This is a genomic window from Amycolatopsis sp. NPDC049691, assembly GCF_040675005.1.
In the GTDB taxonomy this organism is placed as follows: domain Bacteria; phylum Actinomycetota; class Actinomycetes; order Mycobacteriales; family Pseudonocardiaceae; genus Amycolatopsis.
This window is the reverse complement of the sequence record NZ_JBFANX010000010.1, coordinates 130950-152545: the sequence shown is the minus strand read 5'-3', so window position 1 is coordinate 152545 and position 21596 is coordinate 130950. Positions and strand designations below refer to the sequence as shown.

The window sequence follows — 21596 nt, the reverse complement described above, 5'->3', positions numbered from 1 at the left end:
CCATGGATTCCTCGCTCCTCACCGAAAAAGGTGAAAGCTACTCGAAAGCACTGGGCAACCGCCAAGTGCAGATGATCGCCATCGGCGGCGCGATCGGCGTCGGGCTGTTCCTCGGCGCCGGCGGCAAGCTGCACCAGGTCGGCCCGTCGCTGATCCTGTCCTACGCGGTCTGCGGGGTGGCCGCCTACTTCGTGATGCGCGCGCTCGGCGAGCTCGTCCTGCACGAGCCCAGCTCCGGCAGCTTCGTCACCTACGCGCGGAAGTTCATCGGCCCGTGGGCCGGGTTCGTGTCGGGCTGGATGTACTGGGTGAACTGGGCCATGACCGGGATCGCGGAGATCACCGCGGTCGCGATCTACGTCCACAAGTGGCTGCCGGACGTGCCGCAGTGGATCACCGCGCTGGTCGCACTCGGCGTGCTGCTCGCGGTGAACCTGCTGAGCGTCAAGCTGTTCGGCGAGCTGGAGTTCTGGTTCTCGGTGGTCAAGGTGCTGGCCATCGTCGTCTTCCTGGTCACCGCGCTCGGGCTGGTCCTCACCAGCGCCGACATCGGCGGCACGCCCGCCGGCGTGCACAATCTGACCGGCCACAGTGGATTCTTCCCGGCGGGCGTCGGCATCGCGCTGATGACGCTGCAGGCGGTCATCTTCGCCTATTCGGCCATCGAGGTCGTCGGCATCGCGGCCGGCGAGACGAAGGACGCCCGCAAGGTGCTGCCGAAGGCGATCAACGGCGTGGTGTGGCGGATCGGCGTCTTCTACGTCGGTTCGGTGCTGATGCTGGCGATGCTGCTGCCCTGGCCGTTCTACAACGGCGACGAGAGCCCGTTCGTGACGGTGTTCAGCCGCCTCGGCATCCCGGGCATCGGTGACGTCATGAACGCGGTCGTGCTGACCGCGGCGCTCTCCAGCGTCAACTCCGGGCTCTACTCGACCGGCCGGATCCTGCGCTCGCTGGCCGAGAAGGGCGAGGCGCCGTCGTTCGTCAGCCGGATGAGCAGCCGCCACGTGCCCTACGGCGGCATCCTGTTCACCTCGGTCGCCTACCTGCTCGGCGTGGTGCTGAACTACCTGGTGCCCAAGGACGCGTTCGACATCGCCATCGCGATCGCCTCGCTCGGGGTGATCACGACGTGGGCGACGCTGGTGTTCTGCCAGCTGCGCCTGCGCCAGGCCGCGCTGCGCGGCGAACTGGAGCGCCCGTCCTACCGGATGCCGTGGGCGCCGTACTCGGGCTGGGCGACGCTGGCGTTCCTGGTGCTGGTGGTCGTCCTGATGGGCTTCTCCGACGGCGCGGAGAAGATCGCGTTCTACTCGATCCCGGTGCTGGCCGTGGTTCTCGCGGTGGGCTGGCGGTTCGTGGCGAAGCGGCGGGAACCCGCGGCTCAGCGCAGGTAGTTGTAGACGCTGGCCCGGGAGATCCCGAGCAGGTCGGTCAGCGCCGGCACCGCGTTCTTCAGCTCCAGGAACCCGCGTTCCTTGAGCGTCCGGACGAGGTCCTTCTTGGCGGCGGCCGGCAAGCCGCGCGGGGTGTGGCCGCGCTCGGTCGCGTAGTCCTCGACCAGCGCGCGCAGCTCGTCGCCGGTGCGGGCCCGCAGCGACTCGGCCAGCGGGGCCGGTTCGTCGGTGCGGGCCAGCCGCGTCAGGGCGCGGGCCGCGGAGCCGAGCAGCGAGACGTCGAGGTTGAGGCACAGCGCCGCGACGTACTCGCCGCTCGCGTTGCGGATGCCGATCGACGTGCTCTTCGCCGGCCGGCCGTCCGGGAAGCGGTTCGGGTAGTTCTGGAGCACGTCCGGGAAACCGGGGTCGGCGATCCGGGCCAGGCCGAGTTCGGTCGCCGGGTCGCCGACGGCGCGCCCGGACAGGCCGCCTTCGATCGCGCGCACGGCGTGGGCCGGGTCGCGCAGGTCGTGCAGCACGACCTCGCACAGCCCCGGGAACATCCGGCCCACGGCGTGGGCGATCTTCTCGGCTTCGCGCAGCAGGAGCTCGTCCTCGGTCATCCGATCAGCTCCCGCAGCTTGTCGGCCGCCTTCAGCCCGGACCCGGTGAGGACGACGACAGTGGTTTCGCCGGGCCGGATCGCGCCGCGTTCGCGGAAGACGTCGATCGCCGCGGCGGCGGTCGCGCTGGTCGGTTCCGCGTAGAGGCCGAGCGACGCCAGCCGGCGGGCCGCGGCGGCGATGGCACCCTCCTCGATCGCGACGGTGTCGCCGCCGGACCGGCGGATCGCCGCGACGACCTCGGGCAGGCGGACCGGCTTCCGGATGGCGGTCCCCTCGGCGACGGTCGGGGCGAACGGCGGCGGCTGCCGGTCGTGGAAGGCGGCGTCGACGGGGGAGCAGTTGCGCGGCTGGGCGACCAGCAGGCGCGGCCGCCGGGTGATCGACCCGGCGGCCAGCAGCTCGCCGAACCCCAGGTCGCAGCCCAGCACGATGCTGCCGGCCCCGGCCACGGTGACGACGGCGTCCGGCGCGCGGAAGCCGAGGTCCTCCCACAGTTCGTACGCCAGCGTCTTGGTGCCCTGCAGGAAGAAGGGGTGCCAGTTGTGGCTGGCGTAGGTGGTCCGCGCCGAGCGGCGGACGGCCTCGGCGGCGGTGTCGTCGCGCGTGCCGGGGACCAGTTCGACGTCGGCGCCGTACGCGCGGGCCTGCAGAACCTTCGCCGGTGACGTCCCTTCCGGCGCGAGCACGGTGGTCGCGATGCCGGCCGCGGCGCTGTAGGCCGCGACCGACGAGCCGCCGTTGCCGGAGCTGTCCTCCAGCAGCCGCGTGACCCCGGCGCCGGCCAGCGCGGAGATCAGCACGCTGGAGCCGCGGTCCTTGAAGCTGCCGGTCGGGCTGAACCACTCGAGCTTGAACCGCACGTCACCCTCGCCCCACGGCCGCGGGACCAAGGGCGTGCAGCCCTCGCCGAGCGAGACCGGACGCATATCGCCGGGCAGAGCGGCCCGGTACCGCCAGAGCGACCGGACGCCGGTGTCGACGTCGCCGGGGGTGAGACCGGTCAGCGGGGCGACGGTCAAGGGCGCGCCGTCGTCGCCGCGCCACCGCAGCGGGTCGCCCGGGTAGCGCGTCCCCGACCGCTCGTCGGCGTACCAGTACTCCACGACCACCTCCGTGCTTGGACAGACAGTCCAAGTGTAGACGCAGTGTCCATCATTACCGGTGAGTATGCGAATCGCGTTCAGCTTCTTCTAAGGAAAATCTGTCACCGGAGAGTGGAAAATTCTTGGCGGCCGAGCTGGGGCGAGGGGAGTGGAGGTACCGATGGTGTCCGGCTGAATACCCGGAGTCGTGCTGGTGGGCCTGCCGCGGCCCGCGCGCGGCCGGGGCGGGTGAGGTCGCGTGAGCACGACGAATCCGGGACATTCGGGAATCCACAGTGGACGCTCGGGTTCCGGTGAGGCCAATCGGGCGGGGCCGGGCACTACTTTCGGCTGTGGGTAAAAATGCCGGGAGAATAGCGGACGCGCAATCCGGAATTCCGGGGATTCCGGATTGCGGGAGGAGTTCGTTCGTCGTGGCGGTTTTTACCGGCACGGCGCTTTGTGGTGCGCGCCGGAAACGACGGGACCGCCGGACGTCGTGGTCCGGTGTGGTCAGTCACACTGCGTCCGCCGGGTGAGAACGCTTGCCCCATCTGGTGGTGTGTGCCAAGTGGACCGCAGGTCGGGCCGTCCCGACCCGCGGAACGTGACGGCGGCGTTAAATTCTTGCGTCTTCCGGCTGGTCGATCCCGAATTTTCTGAACCTGCACGACGAAATCGCGGTGGGTTGTTGACGGCGGCGGTGCGAACCCGCTTAAGTACTCCCCGTTGCCATCACCCTTTCGTGCGTAGCGGGAGTTCCCATGCGTGTCCCGAAAGCCGACCGCGGATCGGCCGGCCTGATCGTCGCCGTGTCTCCGGTGCGGTGGCCGTCGGCTCGCGCGGTCGCCGCCGCCGCGCGCGGAGGCGGGCTCGGTGTCCTCGACCTGACCGGCGGCGCGGCCGCCGCGGACGAGCTCGCGCTGCTCACCGAGTGGGGCGTCCCGGACTACGGCGTCCGGCTGGCCGGCCCGGTCGCCGAGCTGCCCGAAGCCGCGACGACCGTGTTGCTGACCGAAGATTCCGCGTGCACCGCGCGGGACTTCCCGGACCGCCGGGTGCTGGCCGAAGTGACCAGCCGGGCGTCGGCCGCGCGAGCCGTCGACGGCGGGGCGCACGGCCTGATCGCGCGCGGGCACGAATGCGGCGGCCGGACCGGCAAGCTGAGCACGTTCGTGCTGCTCCAGGCCCTGCTCGAGAACTTCGCCGTGCCGGTGTGGGCGGCGGGCGGGATCGGCCCGCACACCGCGGCCGCCGCGATCGCGGGCGGTGCCGCCGGGGTCGTCGTCGACACGCAGCTCGCCCTGCTGCCGGAAGCCGAACTGCCCTCGGCGCTCACCCGTGCCCTCACCGGGCTGGACGGTTCCGAGACCACCGTCGTCGACGGCGTCCGCCGCCTCGTACGGCACGGCTGCGAGCCGCTCGAAGCCGGCCAGGACGTCTTCCTCGCGACCCGGTTCCGCGACCGGTGGGGAACCGTGACCGCGGCGGTGCGCGGCTTGGCCGACGCCATCGGCGACGCCCTGCGCGTCGAGACCCCCGTGCTCGGCCCCGGCAGCGCGGGCAGCCGCGCGCTCGGCACGGCGCTGCCGGTCGCGCAGGGACCGATGACCCGCGTCAGCGACCAGCCCGCGTTCGCCGCCGCGGTGGCCGGGGGCGGCGCCCTCCCGTTCATCGCGCTGGCCCTGTCCGGTCCGGACCAGACCCGCGATGTCCTGGAACGCACCCGGGAAGCCGTCGGCGCCGCGCCGTGGGGCGTCGGCGTCCTCGGCTTCGCCGCCGAAGACGTCAAAGCCGCGCAGCTGGCGGTGATCCGCGAGCTGCGGCCCACGCACGCCATCATCGCCGGCGGCCGTCCGGCGCAGGCCGCGGCGCTGGAAGAGGCCGGGATCTCGACGTTCCTCCACGTGCCCTCGCCGGGGCTGCTCAAGCAGTTCCTCGAAGCCGGAGCCCGCAAGTTCGTCTTCGAGGGCTCGGAATGCGGGGGCCACGTCGGCCCGCGCACCAGCTTCCCGCTGTGGGAGGCGCAGCTCGGCGTCCTCGCCGACTTCGTCGCGGCCACGCCGGACGCGGCCCCGGACCTGCAACTGCTGTTCGCGGGCGGGATCCACGACGAGCGGTCGGCCGCGATGGTGGCCGCCCTCGCCGCGCCGGTGGCCGCGCGCGGCGCCGCGATCGGCGTGCTGATGGGCACCGCCTACCTCTTCACCCGCGAGGCCGTCGACGCCGGCGCCGTGCTCCCGCTGTTCCAGCGCAGCCTGCTCGGCGCCGAGCACACCGACCTCCTGGAGACCGCGCCGGGCCACGCCACCCGGTGCGTCCGCAGCCCGTTCACCGAGGAGTACGCCGCCATCAAGGCCGCGCTCGCCCAGCAGGGCGTGCCCAGCCGGGACGCCTGGGAACGGCTGGAGCAGCTGAACGTCGGCCGGCTTCGCCTGGCCAGCAAGGGCATCGAGCGCGTCGGCGCCGAGCTGCGTGCCGTCGGCGAGGACCGGCAGCTCGCCGAAGGCATGTTCATGGCGGGCGAGGTCGCCGTGCTGCGTTCGGCCGTCACGACGATCGCCGACCTGCACACCGCGGTCGGCGAAGGGGCGAACGCGGTCCTGCGCGAGCGGGCGGCCGCCTTCGCCGTGGCGGCACCCGAGCCACCGGCGCCCGCGCCGCTCGACATCGCGATCGTCGGGATGGCGTGCATGTTCCCGCAGGCCCCGGACCTGGCGACGTTCTGGGCGAACGTCCTGGCCGGTGCGGACGCGGTCACCGAGGTGCCGCCGCAGCGCTGGGACACCTCGCTCTATTACGACGCGGGCGGCCAGGGCGAGAAGACGCCGTCGCGTTGGGGCGGGTTCCTGCCCGAGATCGGCTTCGACCCGCTGAAGTACGGCATCCCGCCGTCGTCGCTGGCCAGCATCGAACCGGTGCAGCTGCTGGCCCTGGAGGCGGCGCACCGCGCGCTGGTGGACGCCGGGTACGAGGACCGCCCGTTCGACCGGGCCCGGACGTCGGTCGTGTTCGGGGCCGAGGCGGGCAGCGACCTGTCGAACGCGATGTCCCTGCGGACCGTGCTGCCGTCCTATGTGGGCGAACTGCCGTCCGCATTGGACGACCAGCTCCCGCGGATCACCGAGGACTCCTTCCCCGGCGTGCTGGCCAACGTCATCGCCGGCCGGATCGCCAACCGGCTCGACCTGGGCGGCGCGAACTACACCGTGGACGCCGCGTGCGCGTCGTCGCTGACCGCCGTCGACGTCGCCTGCAAGGAGCTGACGGCCGGCACGAGCGACCTCGTGCTCTGCGGCGGCGCCGACCTGCACAACGGCATCAACGACTACCTGCTGTTCGCCTCGGCGCACGCGCTCTCGCCGACCGGCCGTTCGGCGACCTTCGACAGCGCGGCCGACGGCATCGCGCTCGGCGAAGGCGTCGCCTGCGTCGCCCTGAAGCGGCTCGCCGACGCCGAGCGCGACGGCGACCGCGTCTACGCCGTGATCAAGGGCGTCGGGGCGGCGTCGGACGGCCGCGCGCTGGGACTCACGGCGCCCCGGCCGGAAGGCCAGCACACCGCACTGACCCGCGCCTACCGCAACGCCGGTGTCTCGCCCGCGCGCGTCGGGCTGGTGGAGGCGCACGGCACCGGGACCGTCGTGGGCGACCGGACCGAGCTGGGCACGCTGACCAAGGTGTTCACCGAGGCCGGCGCCGCCCCCGGCGGCTGCACGATCGGGTCGGTGAAGTCCCAGATCGGGCACACCAAGTGCGCGGCGGGACTGGCCGGGCTGATCAAGACCGCGCTGGCGCTGCACACCGGCGTCAAGCCGCCGACCCTGCACCTGTCGTCGCCGAACCCCGCGTGGGACGCCTCGACGAGCCCGTTCGTGTTCCAGACGGCCCCGCAGCCGTGGGCCGCGCCGGCGGGCGAGCGGATCGCCGGGGTGAGCGCGTTCGGCTTCGGCGGCACGAACTTCCACGTCGTGCTCGGCGCGCACGACGGCGTCCCGCCCGCGCTGTCCGCCGACGAGTGGCCGGCCGAGCTGTTCCTCTTCGGCACGGACGCGGCGGTTCGCGACCTGCTGGCGCTGGCTTCCGACGTCCCGGCGGGACAGCAGCCGTGGCGGCTGCGGGACCTCGCCCTTTCCGCGACGCTGCGAGCGCAGGGCCGGCCGGTCCGCCTCGCGGCCGTGGCGTCCACTGTGGACGAGTTGACCGGGTTGCTGCGAAAGGCACTCGCGGGCGAGGACGCCCCCGGCCTGTACCGCGCCGGCGACGCCGAGCCGGGTGCGGTGGCGGTGCTGTTTCCCGGCCAGGGCAGCCAGCGGCCGGGCATGTTCGCCGAGCTGTTCGTCGCCTTTCCCGAGCTGCAGCGGTACCTGCGGCTGGACCCGCCGACCGCCGACGTCGTGTTCGGCCCGGCGGTGTTCGACGAGCCCGCGCGGCAGGCCCTCGCCGGCCGCGTCACCGACACCCGCGTCGCCCAGCCCGCGCTCGGCCTCACCGGCCTGGCCGCGTTCCGGCTGCTCACCCGCGCCGGCGTCCGGCCCGCGATGCTCGGCGGCCACAGCTACGGCGAGCTGACGGCCCTGGCCGCGGCGGGAGCGTTGACGCCGGAAGCCCTGCTGCACGCCAGTCATGCCCGGGCGGCGGCCATCCTCGGCGCCACCCCGGCGGACGACCCGGGCGCGATGGCCGCGGTTTCGGCGTCGGCTGCCGCGGTCGGCTCGGTGCTCGCCGGGTCCGCGGTGGTGCTCGCCAACCACAACTCTCCCGCGCAGACGGTGATCTCCGGCCCGACCGCCGACGTCGAAGCCGCGATCGCGCAGCTGCGCGCGGCGGGGTTCGGCGCCAAGCGGATCCCGGTCGCGTGCGCGTTCCACAGCCCCCTGGTCGCGGCGGCGGGGGAGACGTTCGGCCGCGACCTCGACGCGCTCGGCGTCGTCCGGCCCGCCGTCCCGGTCTACGCGAACCGGACCGCGGCGCCGTACCCGGAGTCCCCGGCCGAAATCCGCGGCGAGCTGGCCGCGCAGGTGGGCTCGCCGGTCCGGTTCGTCGAGCAGATCGAGGCGATGTACGCGGCCGGCGCGCGGGTGTTCGTCGAGGCCGGACCGGGCGTGGTGCTGGCGAGGCAGGTCGGCGCGATCCTCGGTGACCGGCCACACCGGACGGTCGGGTTCGAGCAGCCGGGCCGCCGCGGCCTGCCGGGCTTCCTGGCCGCGCTCGCGCAGCTGGCGGTCGCCGGGGTCGACGTCGAGACGGGCTGGCTGTTCCGCGGCCGCGACGCGGTCGACGCGGCTTCCGTCCCGCGGCCCAAGCGTCCCGGGTGGACGGTCGACGGCCACCTCCTCCGCACCGCGGACGGTGCCATCCCGGCGGGGGCGCTGCGACCGGCTTCGCGCGTCTCGCTCGAGTCCTCGGTCGCGGTGCCGGAGTCGACCGCGGAAGCCATGGTCACCGACTTCCTGCGGACGAGCCGGGAGATGATCGCCGCCCAGCGGGACGTGCTGCTGGGGTACCTCGGCAGTGAGGCGCCCGCCGTCGTGTCGGCGCCCGTGCCGGTGCCGGTGCCGGTCGTCGAGGCGCTTCCGGTGGTGGCGGCGCCGGCCGAGCGGCCGGTGCTGGAGACGATCGTCGAGGTGATCGGGGAGCGGACCGGGTATCCGGTGGAGATGATCGAGCCGGACCTCGACCTGGAAGCCGACTTGAGCGTGGACTCGATCAAGCGGGCGGAGATCGCGGGCGAGCTGGCCACCCGGCTGGGCCTGGCCGGCGGTGACGTCGAGGAGTTCGCGAAGGCCCGCACGGCGGCGGCGATCGCGGACCTGGTCGGCGCACAGCGCCCCAATGTGGCCTTGGTTGCGTCAGACGCACCCAATGTGGCCTTCGGTGCGTCTGACGCACCGAAGGCCACATTGGGGCGCTCGGTTCTGGAGACCGTGGTCGAGGTGATCGGGAACCGGACCGGGTATCCGGTCGAGATGATCGAGCCGGACCTCGACCTCGAAGCCGACCTGAGCATCGACTCGATCAAGCGCGCCGAGATCGCGGGTGAACTGACGGTTCGCCTCGGCGAAGGTGACGTGGAGGAACTCGCCAAGGCTCGCACGGCCGCGGGGATCGCGGAGATGCTCACTGCGGAATCCTCGACCGGACGCGCGGCGCAGGCGGCGGTCGGCGAGTCCTCCGTCGACCACTCCGGACCGCAGCCGGTCATCGTCGCTCCGAAGCGGTACGTCATGTCCGAAGTGGACCTCGCTCCCGCCACCACCCCCGACATCGCCGGGAGCCGGTTCCTCGTGCTCGGCTCCGGTCCCCGTGCCGAAGGCGTCCGTGCCGAACTCGCCGCCCACGGTGCCGACGCCGAACTCGGCGACGGCGTCCAAGCCGGCTTCGACGGCTATCTCCACCTGCCCGACGGCGATCCCGTCCTGCCCGCCGCCTTCCCCCTCTACCAGGCCGTCCTCGCGCAGAACCCCCGCTGGCTGCTCACCGCCGGCCCCGGCGAAGGCCTCCGCGGCTTCTACCGCAGCGTCTCCCGCGAGTACCCCGGCACCCTCGCCCGGGTCGTCGAACACGCCGGTCCCGCGCACCTCGTCGCCGAGCTGTCCACTGTGGACCGTGAACCCGTCGTGCTCCGGGACGGCACGAACCGGCGCGGACTCGAACCCACCGAAGAGCCCCTCGGCGTCCTCGGCAGCAGCGGCGCGGGCCCGGCCGGCGACGGCGCCGCCGAAGCGGCCGCCATCGGCCTCGACCGGGACTCCGTCGTCCTGCTCGTCGGCGGTGCCAAGGGCATCACCGCCCGCTTCGCCACCACCCTCGCCGGCGCGACCCGGTGCCGCGTCGAACTGCTCGGCCGGACCCCCGTCCCGGCCGGCGAGGACGACTACCCGCGCGCCCCCGACGCCAAAGCACTGCGAGCAGCTCTCCTCGAAAAGGGACTGAAGAGCCCCGCCGAGATCGAGAAGACCGTCCGTCGCCTCCAGAGCGAACGCGAGGTCCGCGCGACGCTGAGCCGGCTCGAAGACCTCGGCAGCCGCGTCCGCTACCAGTCCGTCGACATGCTCGACGCCGAAGCCGTGCACCGGGCCGTCAAGGAGATCCACGCCGAGTACGGCCGCCTCGACGGCATCGTCTACGCCGCCGGCGTCATCGAGGACAAGCTCGTCGCCGACAAGACGTCCGAGTCGTTCGCCCGCGTCTACGGCACCAAGGTCGACGGCGCCCGGACGCTCCTCGAGGCCACCGCCGACCTGCCCGACGAACCGAAGTTCGTCGTGCTCTTCGGCAGTATCGCCGCGACGCTCGGCAACCGCGGCCAGTCGGACTACGCCGCCGCCAACGACGCCCTCGAGACGCTCGGCCGGCGGTGGCCCGCCGGCCGGACGGTGACCGTCCACTGGGGACCGTGGGCACCGACCGGCGACCACGGCGGCATGGTCACGCCCGCGCTGATGCGCGACTACGCCCGCCGCGGCATCGAGCTGATCGACCCCGACGAAGGCACCCTCGGCCTGCTGCGCGAACTCGCCTGGGGACGCCAGGACGTCTCCGCCGTCGTCCACACCGCTTCCGGGTGGTGACCGTGGTGACCGACACGCGCGTGGCCATCGTCGGGATGTCGGTGCTGCTGCCCGGCGCCCCGGACCTCGCGGCGTACTGGCGCAACCTCGTCGGCGGCGTCGACGCGATCACCGAAGTGCCGCCCGAGAAGTGGGACAGCCTCCACTACGCACCGGACGAGCGGCGCGCCGACCGCGTCTACTGCCGCCGCGGCGGGTTCGTCGACGAACTGGCCGAAGTGGACGTCACCGGCTTCGGGATCATGCCGAACTCGGTGCCCGCCACCGAACCCGACCAGCTGATCGCGCTGCGGGTCGCGGCGCAGGCCGTCGCCGACGCCGGTGGCCCGGACCGGCTGCCGCCGGATCGCACGAAGGTGGGGGTCGTCCTCGGCCGCGGCGGCTACCTGACGCCCGGGCTGGTCCGGCTCGACCAGCGCGTCCGGACCGCGAGCCAGCTCGTCCGCACGCTCGGGCAACTCCTGCCGGAACTCGGTGAAGACCGGCTCGACGCCGTCCGGCAGGCCTTCACCGACCAGCTCGGTCCGGAGGCGCCGGAGTCGGCGATCGGGCTGGTGCCCAACCTCGCCGCGTCCCGGCTGGCCAACCGCCTCGACCTGCGCGGCCCGGCGTACACAGTGGACGCCGCCTGCGCGTCGTCGCTGATCGCCGTCGACCACGCCGTGCGCGAACTCGCCTCCGGCCGCTGTGACGCCGTGCTCGCCGGCGGCGTCCACCACTGCCACGACATCACCTTCTGGAGCGTGTTCACCCAGCTCGGCGCGCTGTCGCCGTCCGAGCGGATCCGGCCGTTCCACCGCGACGCCGACGGCGTGCTCATCGGCGAGGGCACCGGCGTCGTCGTGCTCAAGCGCCTGGCCGACGCCGAACGGGACGGCGACCGCGTGTACGCCGTGATCACCGGTACCGGCGTCGCCTCCGACGGCCGGACCGCCAGCCTGGCCAACCCGGACTCCGGTGGCCAGGTCCGCGCGGTCCGCCAGGCCTGGGCCGCCGCCGGCCTCGACCCCGCGCAACCGGACTCGCTCGGGCTGCTGGAAGCGCACGGCACGGCGACCCCGGCCGGCGACGCGGCCGAACTCGCGACCCTGGAAGAGGTCTTCGGCCCTGCGGGCGCCGCGGTCCTCGGCTCGGTCAAGTCGATGATCGGGCACACGATGCCCGCCGCCGGCATCGCCGGGCTGGTCAAGGCAGCCCTGGCCGTGCACCACGGCGTCCTGCTGCCCACCCTGCACTGCGACGACCCGCACCCCGCGCTCGCCAGGACCCGGTTCTCCACTTTGGACACGGCGAAGGAGTGGGACGCGCCGGTGCGGCGGGCGGGGGTCAACGCGTTCGGGTTCGGCGGCATCAACGCGCACGTCGTCCTCGAACAAGTTCCCGGACGCGCGAAGCCGGTCGTCGTCCGGGAACCCGAACGCGTGCTGCGGCTCGCGGCCCGCAGCGTCGACGAGCTGCGCGAGCTGCTCGACCGGCCCGGACCGCGGGGGACCGGCGACGGGCCCGTCCGGCTCGGCGTCGTCGACCCGACCGAAAAGCGCATGGCGCTGGCCCGCAAGGCGGTCGGCCGCGGGAAGCCGTGGCGCGGTCGCAACGACGTCTGGTTCGCCGACCGCCCGCTGCTCGGCCCGGGCGGCGGCAAGCTCGCCTTCGTCTTCCCCGGCCTGGAGTCGGAGCTGACGCTCAACTGCGCCGACGTCGCGCGCCACTTCGGCCTGCCGTGGGACCACGGCGACGTCGAAATCGGCGACGTCGGCCGCCAGGGCACCGCGGTGTTCGAACTGGGCAGGCTGCTCGGCTCCGCACTCGAGCGGATGGGCGTCGTCCCGGACGCCGTGGCCGGGCACAGCCTGGGCGAGTGGACGGCGATGGCGGTCGCCGGCGTGCACGCCGAGGACGAGGTCGACGCGTTCCTCGCCGGGTTCGACCCGGACGCGCTCGTCGTCCCCGGCCTCGCCTTCGCCGCGATCGGCGCGCCCGCGCCCCGGGTGCTCGAAGAGCTGGCCGGGCGCACCGACGTCGTGCTCTCCCACGACAACTCGCCCAACCAGGCCATGATCTGCGGCCCCGCGGCGGCGGTCGAGACGCTAGTGACGGGCTTCCGGGACGCCGGGATCGTGGCCCAGGTGCTGCCGTTCCGCTCCGGGTTCCACACGCCGATGCTGCGCCCCTACCTCGGCCCGATCCGCGAGGCGGCGGCGCGGTTCACCCTGCACCCGCCGCGGGTGCCGCTCTGGTCGGCGACCACGGTGTCGGAGTATCCGGCCACCGAGGCGGGGATCCGCGAGCTGTTCGTCCGGCACCTGCTGGAGCCGGTCCGGTTCCGGCCGCTCGTGCGCGCACTGCACGCGGCCGGGGTCCGGGCGTTCGTGCAGGTCGGCGCGGGCCAGCTCGGCTCGCTGGTCGGCGACACCCTGCACGGCGAGGACCACCTGGTCGTGGCCGCCCACTCCGCACACCGGCCCGGCCTCGCCCAGCTGCGCCGCGTCGCGACCGCGTTGTGGGCCGACGGCCTCGACATCGACTTCACGCGCCTGCCCGGCGACCGCCCGGCCGCGCACAAGGCCGCCAAGCTGGATCTCGGCGGCCGGCTGATCTCCCTCGACGACGAGGTCCGCGCGCGCATCGCACTGCCCGCCGTCCGCAGGTCCACTGTGGACGAACTGGCCGCGAAGGGCCCGCTCGCCGCGGAGTTCGCGGCCCTGCTGGCCGACACCGCCGAGCTGGCGTCCACGGTGCTCGCCCGGCCGGGCCGCCGCCTGCCGGCGCCGAAGCCGCTCGACACCACGCTCATCGTGTCGGTCGAGGCGATGCCGTACCTGCTCGACCACTGCTTCTTCAAGCAGCCGCCGCAGGCCGAGCCGGGGGACCGCTGGCCGGTGGTGCCGGCGACCACCGTGATCGACCACCTGATGGGCTTCGCCGAGCAGGCCGCGCCCGGCCGCCGCGCGGTCGCGGTGCACGACGTCCGGCTGACGCAGTGGATCACGGCCGTGCCGCCGGTCACCGTCGGCGTCCGCGTCCGGCCGCAAGGCCCCGACCGGGTGCTCGCGACCCTCGACGGCTACTCCCAGGCCACCGTCGAACTCGCCCCGGCGTACCCGGCGGGCGCGCCCGCACCCTGGGCGTTCCCCGCGTCGGCCGAGCAGGTCCCGGAGACCACGGCGGCGCAGCTGTACGACGAACGCTGGATGTTCCACGGCCCGCGCTTCCAGGGCGTCACCGAGCTGACGGCGGTCGGCGAGCGGCACGTCCGGGCCGTCCTGACGACCCCCGCCGCGCCCGGCGCGCTGCTCGACAACGTCGGCCAGGTACTCGGCTACTGGATCATGTCCCGGCTGACCGAGCGCACCACCGTCTTCCCGGTCGGCATGCGCGAGATCCGGTTCCACGGCCCGCACCCGGCGCCGGGGGAGCGGCTGGAGTGCCTGGTGAAGATCACCGGGCTGAGCGAGGAGTTCCTCGACGCCGACATGCAGCTCGTCCACAACGGACAGGTCTGGGCCGAGTTCGCCGGCTGGCGCGACCGCCGGTTCGACAGCACCCCGCACATCCGCCAGGCCGACCGGACCCCGGAGCGCTCGACGCTGTCGGTCGAGCAGCCGGGCGGCTGGGCGCTGGTGCACGAGCAGTGGCCGGATCTGGCGACCCGCGAGCTGATCATGCGCAACTACCTGGCGGGCGCCGAACGCGACGCCTACGACCGGCGTCCGCCGCGCGGCAGGCGCCAGTGGCTGCTCGGCCGGATCGCGGCGAAGGACGCCGTCCGGCAGTTCCTCTGGGCCCGCGGCGAAGCCGAGATGTTCCCGGCCGAGCTGCGGATCGGCAACGACGAGGCCGGCCGCCCGCTCGCGACCGGCGCGTACGGCCGCGTCCTGCCGCCGCTGACGGTTTCGGTGGCCCACCGCGGCGAGGTCGGCGTGGCGATCGCCCGCCGCGGCCGGTGCGGCATCGACGTCGAAGAGGTCGCCGCCCGCACCGGGTCCACTGTGGACGCCGCACTGGGTGCCGGCGAACAGGAACTGTTCGCCGGCCTGACCGGCGACCCGGAGCGCTGGTTCGCCCGGTTCTGGACGGCCAAGGAAGCGGTGGCGAAACTGCTCGGTACCGGCCTGCGCGGCGAGCCCCGGGACTTCGAGGTCGTCGCGGCCGCGCCGGACGAGCTGACCGTCCGCGCCGCCGGAGCCGGCTTCCTCGTGCACTGCACCGACGTCGAGAGCCTGCCCGGCGCACCGCCGCGCCGCTACGTCGTCGCCTGGACCGAAGAGACGAAGGAGACCGCGGAATGAGCATCGAGACGACGGCAACGGACGAAGCGGCCGTATTGGCTCAGCTCGGCGGCATGCTGCGTGAGCTGCTCGAGGAGTACGGCCTCGACGGGGAAGACACTGCGGAAATCACGATGGACACGACGTTCCACGACGACCTCGAGCTGGAGAGCGTCGACCTGGTGGCGCTGTCCGGGCAGCTGCGGGAGCACTACGGCGAGCGCGTCAACTTCGCGACGTTCATCGCCGAGCGCGACCTCGAGGAGATCATCGCGCTGACCGTCGGCGAGCTCGTCCGCTACATCGTCGCTTCGCTGCGGGCGACGGCGTGAGCCGGATCCGCGCCGGCGAACTGGACGTCCACGTCCAGCGGCTGAACGCCGACGTCCCGCTCGACGGCGACGCACCGCTGGTGGTGTGCGTCCACGGCCTGCTCACCGACAGCCTCGCCAGTTACTACTTCACGCTCGGCCCGGCGTTCGCCGAGCGCGGCTTCGACGTGCTGATGTACGACCTGCGCGGGCACGGCCGCACGACCCGCCCGAAGTCCGGCTACCACCTCGAGGAGTTCGTCGGCGACCTCGTCGCGGTCCTCGACGCGTGCGGGGTGACGCGGCCGGTGCACGTCGTCGGCAACTCCTTCGGCGCTTCGGTGGCGTTCGGGCTCGCCGCGGCCCGGCCGGACCGGGTCGCGAGCGTCGTCGTCATCGAAGGCGAACCGCCGACGGAAGAGTGGACGCGGCACATGGCCGACGGGCTCGCCGACGCGAAGACCCGGCTGGCGATCGACGAGGTGATCGGCTGGATCGCCGACAACCACGGCGCGCACACCGCGCGGCTGTCGAAGGCGGCGAACAAGATCCTGCAGACCACCACGATCGCCGAGGACATCCCGCGCAGCGCGACGATCGCCGCCGACCTCTCGGCCGTGCGCTGCCCGGTGTTCGCCGTCTTCGGCGGCGACTCCGGCCTCGCCGAGCAGGTGCCGCACTTCGAGGCGCACCTGGACCGCTGCCGCTGCGTCGTGCTGCCCGAGCAGGGCCACTCGGTGCTGGTCGAGCGGACCGCCGAGGTGATCGAGCTGATCTTCGGCTGGGTCCGCGACACCTCGCGCGTCCCGGCGCGGACGCGGTAGTGGCCCGCTTCCTGTTCGTCGTCCCGCCGCTGGTCGGGCACGTCAACCCGGCCGCCGGCGTCGCCGCCGAACTCACCGCGCGCGGCCACGAGGTCGCCTGGGCCGGGCACGAGGAGCTGCTGTGGCAGCTGGCCGGTCCGGACGCGCTCGTCTTCTCCTGCGGCCTGCCGGCCGGGGCGCCCGCGCGCCCGGCGGCGCTCAAGGGACCGGCCGCGCTGCGGTTCCTCTGGGAGGACTTCCTCGTCCCGCTGGCCGACGCGATGGCCCCCGGCGTCGCGGCGGCGATCGACGCGTTCGCCCCGCACGTCGTGGTCGCCGACCAGCAGGCACTGGCCGGCGGGCTGCTGGCCGACGCCCGCGGGTTGCCGTGGGTGACCTCGGCGACGACGTCGGCCGAGCTGGTCGACCCCCTGGCGGGCATGCCGAAGGTCGCCGACTGGGTCGGTTCGCTGCTGCACGACCTGCGGGCGCGGATCGCCGGCGGCCGCGGTTCGGTCGACCCGCGGTTCTCCCCGCACGGCGTCCTGGCGTTCACGACCCGCGAACTGCTCGGCGCGGCCACGCTTCCGCCGCGGGTGCGGCTCGTCGGGCCCGCGCTCGGCTCGCGTCCGTCCACAACGGACTTCCCGTGGGAGTGGCTCGACCCGCTCCGCCCGACGGTGCTGGTTTCCCTCGGCACGGCGAACACCGACGCTGGCGGCCGGTTCCTGGCCACCGCGGCCGAGGCGTTCGCCGGGCTGGACGCACGCGCGGTGCTCGTCGACCCCGGCGGGGTGCTGGGCCCGGTGCCGCCGAACGTCCTGGCGCTGCCGCGGGTCCCGCAGCTGACGCTGCTGCCGCGGGTGAACGCGGTGCTGTGCCACGCGGGCCACAACACCGTCTGCGAAGCGCTGTGGCACGGCCTGCCGCTGGTGGTCGCCCCGATCCGCGACGACCAGCCGATCGTGGCCGCCCAGGTCGTGGCCGCGGGGGCGGGCATCCGGCTGCGGTTCGGCCGCGCCGACGCCGAGCGGGTCGCGGCGGCGGTCGGGGAGGTGCTCACCGAGCCGTCGTACCGGCGGGCGGCGGCGACCGTGGCGGCGTCCTTCCGCGCCGCGGGCGGAAGTGCCGCCGCGGCAGGCCATCTGGAGCAGCTCGCCTTGGAAAGCCTGGCTCGCCTGCAGCCTTGAAGATTGGCATTTACTCCGAAAAAACACGCGGTTACCGTGCTGGGTATGACTGTTTCCGTCGAAGTCACCGAAGACGTTCCCGCACTCGTCGCCTCGGCCGCCGCGCTGTTCGCCGAAGACGCCGGAAGCCGTGACCCGCGCATGGACCTCGGCTGGCCGGATCGCGAAGGCGCGGCGTACTACCGGGGCCTCGTCCGGGACGAGAAGGCGTTGTGCCTGCTGGCCCGCGCGGACGGCGCGGCCGCCGGCCACCTGATCGGGCGGCTGCTGCCGATCGGTTCGCTGTGCCCCAAAGCCGTGCGGGCGGCACTGGAGAGCATGCGGGTCGCTGCGGAGCACCGGCGCCGAGGAGTGGGAGAGGCGCTGGTGTCCGCGTTCGTGGACTGGGCGCGGGACCGCGGCGCGAACGAACTGGTCGTGCAGGCGTACGCGGCGAACGACGGTGCAGTGGCGTTCTACCGGGCGCAGGGCTTCCGGCCGTTCGAGGTGACACTGACCAGGGAAGCGTGAGCCGCGCGGCTGGGTCACACTGGGACACATGGGAATCCTGGACGGGCGGGCGGTGGTGATCACCGGGGCGGGACGCGGGCTCGGGCGGGCGTTCGCGCGGCACGCCGCCGGAGCGGGCGCCGCGGTCGTGGTCAACGACATCGACGCCGGGCCGGCCCACGAGACCGTGGCCGCGATCGAAGCGGACGGCGGCACGGCCGTGGCGAGCATCGGCTCGGTGGCCGACGCGGAGTACGCCCGGGCACTGATCACCCTGTGCCGCAACCGGTTCGGCAAGCTGGACGGTCTCGTGAACAACGCCGCCGTCGGCTACCACGCCCCGCCGTGGGAAGACGACGACGCCGAGCGGACCCGGGCGCTGATCGAGACCAACGTCCTCGGCCCGCTCCACTGCGGCACGGCGGCGGCGAAGGTGATGGTTGCCCAGGGCAACGGTGTCCTCGTCAACGTGACGTCGGGGTCGATGATCGGGCAGCGCGGCGCCGCCGCGTACTCGGCGTCCAAGGGCGCGGTGGCCTCGATGACGTACTCGTGGGCAGCCGACCTGGCCGGACACGGGGTGCGCGTCAACGCCGTCAGCCCGATCGCCTGGACCCGCCTGATGGCCGCCGACCCGAACGGCAACCCGGACGCGCACCCGCCCGAACGGGTGGCGCCGCTGGTCACCTACCTCCTCAGCGACCTCTCCGCCGGCGTCACCGGGCAGGTGCTGCGGCTGGCGGACGGGCACCTGCACACCGTCCGCCAGCCCGCGATCATCCGCCCGGTGCTGCACCAGGACGTCTGGACGCCCGAGGAGATCGCCGCGGCCGTCGACGGCGAGCTCGTCCTCGAGGCGCCACCGCGGGACCGCTGGACCCTCTGACCCGCGCGGACCACCGGAACGGGTGGCTATCCACAGTGGACGGCGCGCACTAGCCTCGAAAGGCCGAGCGAGGAGGGGTGGGACATGACGGCCACCGCGGAGGTCGCCCGCGAGCCGGGACCCGCACCGCTGAGCAGGGGCCGGGTCAACGCGGTGTTCGGCGCAGTCCTGCTCGGGATGCTCCTGGCCGCGCTGGACCAGACCATCGTCGGCACCGCGCTGCCCACCATCGTCGGCGACCTCGGCGGTGCCGGGCACCTGTCCTGGGTCGTCACGTCCTACCTGCTGGCCGAGACGATCATGACGGTGGTGGTCGGCAAGCTCGGCGACCTGTTCGGCCGCAAGCTGATGTTCCAGCTGTCGGTGATCGTGTTCGGCATCGGCTCGTTCTGCGCCGGGTTCGCCGACAGCATGGTCTGGCTGATCGTCTGGCGCGCGGTGCAGGGCCTGGGCGGCGGCGGGCTGATGGTCACCTCGACGGCGTTGATCGCCGCCGTCGTCCCGCTGCGCGAGCGCGGCAAGTACCAGGGCGTCCTCGGTTCGGTGTTCGGCGTGGTGACCGTGGCCGGCCCGATGCTCGGCGGGTTCTTCGTCGACCACCTGTCCTGGCGCTGGGCGTTCTACGTCAACATCCCGCTGGTCGTCGTCGTGCTGGTCGTGGCGTCGTCGGCGATGCCGAACGCACGCGCCGCGGTCAAGCCGGTCATCGACTACCTCGGCATCCTGCTCATCGGCCTCGCCGCCACCGGGCTCACGCTCGTCACGAGCTGGGGCGGCACGCAGTACGCGTGGGGCTCGCCGGTCATCGTCGGGATGGCGGTGGGGTCGGTGGTGCTGCTGACCGCGTTCGTCTTCGTGGAACTGCGGGCGAAGGAACCGATGCTGCCGATGCGGCTGTTCCGCAACCCGGTGTTCACCGTCGGCGGGATCATGAGCTTCGTCGTCGGCTTCGCGATGCTCGGTGCGCTGTCCTACCTGCCGACGTACATGCAGTACGTGCAGGGCACGTCCGCGACGACGTCCGGGGTCCGGCTGCTGCCGATGGTGCTGGCGCTGCTCGTGGCGTCGATCGCCGCGGGCAACGCCGTGAGCCGGACCGGGCGCTACAAGATCTTCCCGCTGGCCGGGGCCGCGGGCATGACGACCGGGCTCTACCTGCTCTCGCGGCTCGACACCGACACCGGGTTCTGGGAGGCGTCGGCGTACATGGCGGTGCTCGGGCTGGGGATCGGGCTCGGCATGCAGGTGCTGACCATCGCCGTGCAGAACACCGTCGACTACGCCGACCTGGGCGTCGCGACGTCCGGGGTGACGTTCCTGCGCTCGATCGGCAGCTCGTTCGGCGCGGCGATCTTCGGCACGGTGTACGCCAACCAGCTGACGCCCAAGCTGGCCGCGCTCCCGGTGCCGCCGGGTACCGACCCGCGGGCGCTGCAGGTGCCGACGGCGTTGCACGCCCTTCCGGAGGCGGTTTCGGCGCCGGTGATCAAGGCCTACAGCGACTCGCTGCACGTCGTGTTCCTCGCGGCCGCGCCGGTCGGGCTCGTGGCCCTGGCCCTGGCGTTCTTCCTCAAGGAAGTCCCGCTGCGCGACACCGCCCGGGCGGCGGCACCGGACCTCGGCGACGGCTTCGCGATGCCGGAGGCCCGCACGGACGACCACGAACTGGAACGCGCGGTCGCGACGCTGTTCTTCCGCGAGCGCCGCAAGGTCGCCCCGGCGATCGTCTCGCGGGCCGGGACGGAACTCGACGAGGGCGGGATCTGGTGCCTGTTGCAGGTCCACCTGCGCGAACGCCGCCGTGAGCCGGCGACGCTGAAGGCGATCGGGGCGTACTTCGGCGTCCCGGCGCAGGTCCTCGAACCGGCGTTCAACCGGCTCGAGCTGACCGGCCACCTGCGCTACGCCCGTGACGGCTGGGAACTGAGCGAGCCGGGCCGCGAGGAGTTCGCGAAGGTGGCCGGTGCCTGGCACGACTGGCTGGCCGACCGCCTCGGCGACTGGGGAACGGGCAACCGGGCCGACCTGGACGCGGCGATCGGCCGGGTCGCGGCGCGGCTGCTGGACCAGAGCGCCGAGTCCCGCGCCCACGGCCGCCACGCCCTGGCCTGACGCCGGATCAGCGGCGCCAGAAGTCGTGCGGCGTGCGGCCCGGGCGGAAGCCGCACGACTCGACCAGCGCCGCCGCCTCCGCGAAGCCGTGGCCGACCAGTCCCGGCTCGTGCGCGTCGCTGCCGAACGCGACCGCCTCCCCGCCCGCCTCGAACCACCAGCGGACCACCTCGCCCGGCAGCGGCACCTTCGTGTTGACCTCCAGCGCGCGTCCGCTCGACGCCAGCGCACGCAGCACCGTGCGGAACTCCTCCTCGAAGTCCGCGGAGGCGAACGGCGGCCCCTCGGCCGGCCACGACCGCAGCGCGTAGTCGATGTGCGCCAGCACGGCGAAACCCGCCGTCGACTCGACCAGCCCGAGCACTTCGGTGAGGTACGCCCGCAGGAGGTCGCCGGGCGGCCGGCCGGTCAGTACGGTGACCTCGTGGTGGTGCCCGTGCTGTCCGGGCAGGGAGTGCACCGAGCCCAGCACCCGGTCGAAGTCGTGGGCGGCGAGCAGCGCGTCGGCGCGCGGCCGGTGCCAGTGCGGCTCGCTCAGCTCCACGCCGGAGAGGATCCGCAGCGAAGGGAACCGCGACCGGCACTCCGCGATGCACGCCAGGTAGCCGGAGACGTCCAGGTCCGGCGGCGCCAAGACGCCGTCCGGGCGCAGCCGCACCCGGAAGTGGTCGGGCAGCAGCGGCCGGACCGGCTCGGGGATCAGCCACGGCGTCAGGTCCGCGTGCTCGGTGAACGCCACCGACGGCAACCCCAGCTCGACGGCGCGTTCACACGACCCGATCATCGACCCGGTGACGGTGTCCCACGACCACTCGGTGTGGACGTGCCCGTCCGGTGGGAGGCTCACCGACCCACCGTAACGCGGTTTTTCGGCTA

Annotated in this window: 12 protein-coding genes; 9 read left to right on the top strand and 3 right to left on the bottom strand. The window is 73.4% G+C overall.

Translation table 11 applies throughout. The features are described 5' to 3' along the window. Positions 1–2 precede the first annotated feature (2 nt). Positions 3–1397: an amino acid permease gene (locus tag AB0J40_RS23785; protein ID WP_364456565.1), complete on the top strand. Its 1395-nt coding sequence runs from the start codon at positions 3–5 to the stop codon at positions 1395–1397. On the opposite strand, the gene AB0J40_RS23780 is transcribed toward AB0J40_RS23785, so the two are convergent. Continuing rightward, positions 1385–2002 (bottom strand): PAS domain-containing protein, encoded by a 618-nt coding sequence (locus AB0J40_RS23780; RefSeq protein WP_364456563.1) that lies wholly within the window; start codon positions 2000–2002, stop codon positions 1385–1387. The genes AB0J40_RS23785 and AB0J40_RS23780 overlap by 13 nt on opposite strands. Continuing rightward, complete coding sequence (locus AB0J40_RS23775) at positions 1999–3108, bottom strand: pyridoxal-phosphate dependent enzyme (RefSeq protein ID WP_364456561.1); 1110 nt, start codon at positions 3106–3108, stop codon at positions 1999–2001. Before AB0J40_RS23775 ends, AB0J40_RS23780 begins: the two co-directional genes overlap by 4 nt. A 743-nt stretch (positions 3109–3851) precedes the next feature. On the opposite strand from AB0J40_RS23775, the gene AB0J40_RS23770 reads away from it, so the two are divergent. The 8 genes from AB0J40_RS23770 (at position 3852) to AB0J40_RS23735 (ending at position 20720) form a co-directional block, all read left to right on the top strand. After that, positions 3852–10661: an SDR family NAD(P)-dependent oxidoreductase gene (locus AB0J40_RS23770; RefSeq protein ID WP_364456559.1), complete on the top strand. Its 6810-nt coding sequence runs from the start codon at positions 3852–3854 to the stop codon at positions 10659–10661. Next, positions 10658–14950, top strand: a complete 4293-nt coding sequence (locus tag AB0J40_RS23765) for a beta-ketoacyl synthase N-terminal-like domain-containing protein (protein WP_364456557.1) — start codon at positions 10658–10660, stop codon at positions 14948–14950. The genes AB0J40_RS23770 and AB0J40_RS23765 overlap by 4 nt, the downstream gene beginning before the upstream one ends. After that, positions 14947–15261: a phosphopantetheine-binding protein gene (locus AB0J40_RS23760; RefSeq protein WP_364456555.1), complete on the top strand. Its 315-nt coding sequence runs from the start codon at positions 14947–14949 to the stop codon at positions 15259–15261. The genes AB0J40_RS23765 and AB0J40_RS23760 overlap by 4 nt, the downstream gene beginning before the upstream one ends. Continuing rightward, positions 15258–16064, top strand: coding sequence for an alpha/beta hydrolase (locus tag AB0J40_RS23755; protein ID WP_364456553.1), 807 nt, complete (start codon positions 15258–15260; stop codon positions 16062–16064). The genes AB0J40_RS23760 and AB0J40_RS23755 overlap by 4 nt, the downstream gene beginning before the upstream one ends. After that, complete coding sequence (locus tag AB0J40_RS23750; RefSeq protein WP_364456551.1) at positions 16064–17233, top strand: nucleotide disphospho-sugar-binding domain-containing protein; 1170 nt, start codon at positions 16064–16066, stop codon at positions 17231–17233. The genes AB0J40_RS23755 and AB0J40_RS23750 overlap by 1 nt, the downstream gene beginning before the upstream one ends. Positions 17234–17278: 45 nt before the next feature. Then, complete coding sequence (locus AB0J40_RS23745) at positions 17279–17743, top strand: GNAT family N-acetyltransferase (RefSeq protein ID WP_364456549.1); 465 nt, start codon at positions 17279–17281, stop codon at positions 17741–17743. 28 nt (positions 17744–17771) lie between these two features. Continuing rightward, a complete protein-coding gene (locus AB0J40_RS23740; RefSeq protein ID WP_364456547.1) occupies positions 17772–18608 on the top strand; it encodes an SDR family oxidoreductase in 837 nt (278 codons plus the stop codon). Between the two features lie 84 nt (positions 18609–18692). Then, the gene (locus tag AB0J40_RS23735) at positions 18693–20720 is read left to right on the top strand and encodes an MDR family MFS transporter (RefSeq protein ID WP_364456545.1); all 2028 of its coding nucleotides are present in this window, start codon (positions 18693–18695) and stop codon (positions 20718–20720) included. A 7-nt stretch (positions 20721–20727) separates the two neighbouring features. Here AB0J40_RS23735 and AB0J40_RS23730 read toward each other — a convergent pair whose 3' ends face one another. Next, a complete protein-coding gene (locus tag AB0J40_RS23730; RefSeq protein WP_364456543.1) occupies positions 20728–21567 on the bottom strand; it encodes a PHP domain-containing protein in 840 nt (279 codons plus the stop codon). Positions 21568–21596 lie beyond the last annotated feature (29 nt).